This is a genomic window from Thiorhodococcus minor, from assembly GCF_010820565.1.
Classification (GTDB): domain Bacteria; phylum Pseudomonadota; class Gammaproteobacteria; order Chromatiales; family Chromatiaceae; genus Thiorhodococcus; species Thiorhodococcus minor.
The window spans coordinates 1-3370 of record NZ_JAAIJQ010000184.1; the positions used below are offsets into that span (position 1 = coordinate 1).

The 3370-nt window shown below is 63.1% G+C and carries 3 protein-coding genes; 2 read left to right on the top strand and 1 reads right to left on the bottom strand.

Annotated features, from left to right (window positions below; all coding sequences use genetic code 11):
- Positions 1-758 (top strand): cation diffusion facilitator family transporter (locus G3446_RS25995; protein WP_245232795.1); only part of this gene is annotated, 758 nt, incomplete at its 5' end.
- Between the two features lie 14 nt (positions 759-772).
- Positions 773-1765: an aldo/keto reductase gene (locus tag G3446_RS26000; protein WP_164456566.1), complete on the top strand. Its 993-nt coding sequence runs from the start codon at positions 773-775 to the stop codon at positions 1763-1765.
- A 72-nt stretch (positions 1766-1837) separates the two neighbouring features.
- On the opposite strand, the gene G3446_RS26005 is transcribed toward G3446_RS26000, so the two are convergent.
- A complete protein-coding gene (locus G3446_RS26005; protein WP_164456567.1) occupies positions 1838-3133 on the bottom strand; it encodes a DUF2254 domain-containing protein in 1296 nt (431 codons plus the stop codon).
- Positions 3134-3370 lie beyond the last annotated feature (237 nt).

A 3370-nucleotide genomic window follows, 5' to 3' on the forward strand; every position in this document is an offset into this window, starting at 1 on the left:
CGCGAGGTGATGTGATAGAGAGCGCCGAGAAATTCGAGTCTGAGCGGGCGAGCCATGGATCAAGCGTAGCTCGGATCGGGCAAAAGGCAAGACCTGACACCATTCTTCCCATCACCGGCCATGCCCCGGACGAGCGCGGCAATGTCATGTGGAACTATGCGGTCATCGCGATCGCGCTGATCGCCGAGGGCATCTCCTGGACGATCGCGCTCAGGGAGTTCCTGCCCTCGGTCAAGGACAAGCGCCTCTGGCAGGCGCTACGCGCCGCCAAGGCCCCTACCACGGTCACGGTGATCTTCGAGGACTCCGCCGCGCTGGCGGGGCTGCTCTTCGCCCTGGCTGGCGTCTATCTCACCGAGATCACGGGCAATCCACTCTGGGATGGTATCGCCTCCATGATGATTGGCGTGACCCTGTCCAGCGTCGCGCTTCTCCTCGCCTACGAGAGCCGCAGCCTGTTGATCGGCGAAGCGGCGGATCCAGAGGTGATCGAGAGCATTCGCCAACTCGCCCACGAGGACGCGGAAGTGGTCGAGGCCGGCCGCCCGCTGACCATGCATCTTGGCCCCGATGAGGTTCTGCTGAATCTGGACGTCCGGTTCCGTTCCGGCCTGTCGTCGGAGACGATCATGGGCCTGGTGGACCGGCTGGAGCGCGGCATCCGAGAACGCCATCCGGAGATCAAGCGCATCTCCATTGAGGCCGAATCGTTGCGTCGCGACGGGGATGACCCCGCCGCTCGCCCTTCATCCAACTAAACGCAGGAGAAACCATGGAATACACCACGCTCGGCAGCAGCGATCTGCACGTCTCCCGTATCGGACTGGGCACCTGGGCCATCGGCGGCTGGATGTGGGGCGGCACGGACGAGGAGACCTCCATCGAAACCATCCGCCATGCCATCGAACTTGGTGTGACCTTGATCGACACGGCGCCGGTCTATGGCATGGGCCGCTCCGAGGAGATCCTTGGCAAGGCCATCGCCCGCCACGGACTGCGCAATCAGGTGGTGCTGGCAACCAAATGCGCGCTGAACTGGTCCGACGACGAGACCAAGGTCTGGCGCGAGGCGACGCGCGCACGGATTGAGCGCGAGGTCGAGGACTCGCTGCGCCGGCTGGGCACCGACCGCATCGACCTCTATCAGATCCATTGGCCGGACCCGAAAACGCCGATGGAGGAAACCGCGCGCGCCATGGACGATCTCTTGCGCGCCGGCAAGATCCGTGCGATCGGCGTCTCGAATTTCTCTCCCGAGCAGATGGACGCCTTCCGCGCGGTCGCCCCACTGCACGCGAACCAACCCCCTTACAATCTCTTCGAGCGCGAGGCGGGCGATGCCGTGCTGCCCTATTGCGCGCGCCACGGCATCGGCACCCTGACCTATGGCGCACTCTGCCGTGGACTGCTCAGTGGCAAGATGACGCGCGAGCGCCAATTCGACGGCGACGATCTGCGCCGGAGCGATCCGAAGTTCCAGCAGCCGCGCTTCGACCAGTACCTGGCGGCGGTCGCGGCGCTCGACCGTTTCGCCCGCGAGCACTACGACAAGGACGTCATGGCACTGGCCCTGCGCTGGCTGCTCGACCAACCCGGCCACAGCGTCGCACTCTGGGGTGGACGTCGGCCCGATCAAATGGACCCGATCAACATCATCGACGGCTGGAGCCTCGACCGCGAGGCGCTCGATGCCATCGACCGGATCCTTCTAGAGCATGTTACCGATCCCGTGGGACCGGAATTCATGGCACCTCCGAGCCGTTGAAGAAGGAGTATCTCGTGTCGCGGAAGAACAGGGGTGCGCCCGAATGCAACCCCTCCACAGGAGCGCCGCGAGCTACCCCGTCTGCTCGAGCGCGGCCGACTGCGCCAACGCGGCGACCGCACGCACGGTTGCCACATCCTCCGGCAGATTGAGCGCCCGCTCGGTGCGCGCCAGCGCCAGTCTTCCATGATAGGCAGCGGCGCCTCGCATGGCGGAATCGCCGACCAGGGCCAGCGATCGCAACGCCTTCTGCAAGCGCACGGCAACCTCTACCGTGCCGGCACCGTCGCGCGCAATCGCCGTGAAGGCATCATCGAACAGGTCCATCAGTGCAAGCTCCGGCACCTCGACGCGGTCGTACTTGGGCGCCCCATCCTCTTCCTGAGCGCCCGAATCATTCCAGAGCACGAACAGTCGAACGAGTGTTCCGATCACGTCGATCGCGGTCCCGGGATCGTTGACCGCCGGGGATAGCGCACGGCCTGCGATCTCCGACAGCACCACCAGGCCGAATCGCGGATCTTCTTGAAACGTGCGGTCGTCTCCGATCAAGAAAGACTGGATCACCTGCTCGCAGTCAATCGCCGTGTTCCCATCGGGGCTATCGCTGACGCGCGCCAACGCCTGCCCGGGCGCGGCAAAGGTTCCCGGCAAGGCCGTGACGACGATGCGTCCCTGTCCCTTTTCCGCGCAGGCCTGGAGCACGGCGATATCGACGTGCTGGACATAGCCGACCGTGGTTGCGAACACGGCGTTCCCAACGGTGTCTTGAGAGCGTTTCGCCACGCCTTGGAGTGTGGGTGCATCGCGCCGCCGCTTGAGGGCGTCGGCCGTGGCCTTCTCGACGACGTCGATGGTCATTCCCAGCCGCCCAAGACGTGCAATGCGATCCACCCAACGTAGAAACGTCAGGATGACGATGCTAAAGACCGCCGCCATCAGGATGAAGAGCGTAAAGAGGCCCGCGCTTTCGAAGTAGTCGTTCTTCACGGCCGTCAGGGCCACGACGCTGAAAATAAAGGCGCCGATGAAGGTCGAGAGGGCGTTCTGCGAGACATCGTCGGCAATGACCAGCCGGAATGAGCGCGGTGTTGCCGTGCTGCTGGCCGAAGCGTACGCCGACACCATCGATCCGACCGCGAAGGTGGCGATCACCAGCATGCTTGAGGCCATGATGGAGAGGAGACTTTCGATGGAATCGGCGGAGATCGCCGGCATGAACTGCGCAAGATCCGTGTCGTCCGCGAGCTTGGCGACAAAGACGTTCACAATCGACAATAGACAAATCACCAGCGGCTTCACCCATAGCCGCTCGCGTAGCCGATGACTGAGCAATTTGAGCCGACCGCGCGAGATGATGGCTGACATAGAGATCTCGTGTGTGCTGTCTGGCTTTGGATCGGATCATTCGACGAACCCGCAAGTTTCTCGAAGCCCCATTTTCACCTGGTAAAGGCCCCCAGCGCCAAGGGCAATCGCATCAAGCTTTTCTAATATTAGCGCCCTCTGATGCTTTTGCTTTCTCCTTGCTCTTGGGCGGCTCGAAGAACAATTTCGTCAGGTAGTCCTCGTCGGATGCCGCTTTCAAGCGCTTGTTCTGGAGAC

Coding starts and splice junctions, on each gene's coding strand:
- G3446_RS26000 (WP_164456566.1), top strand. CDS start 773: ATGGAATACACCACGCTCGGCAGCAGCGATCTGCACGTCTCCCGTATC.
- G3446_RS26005 (WP_164456567.1), bottom strand. CDS start 3,133: ATGTCAGCCATCATCTCGCGCGGTCGGCTCAAATTGCTCAGTCATCGG.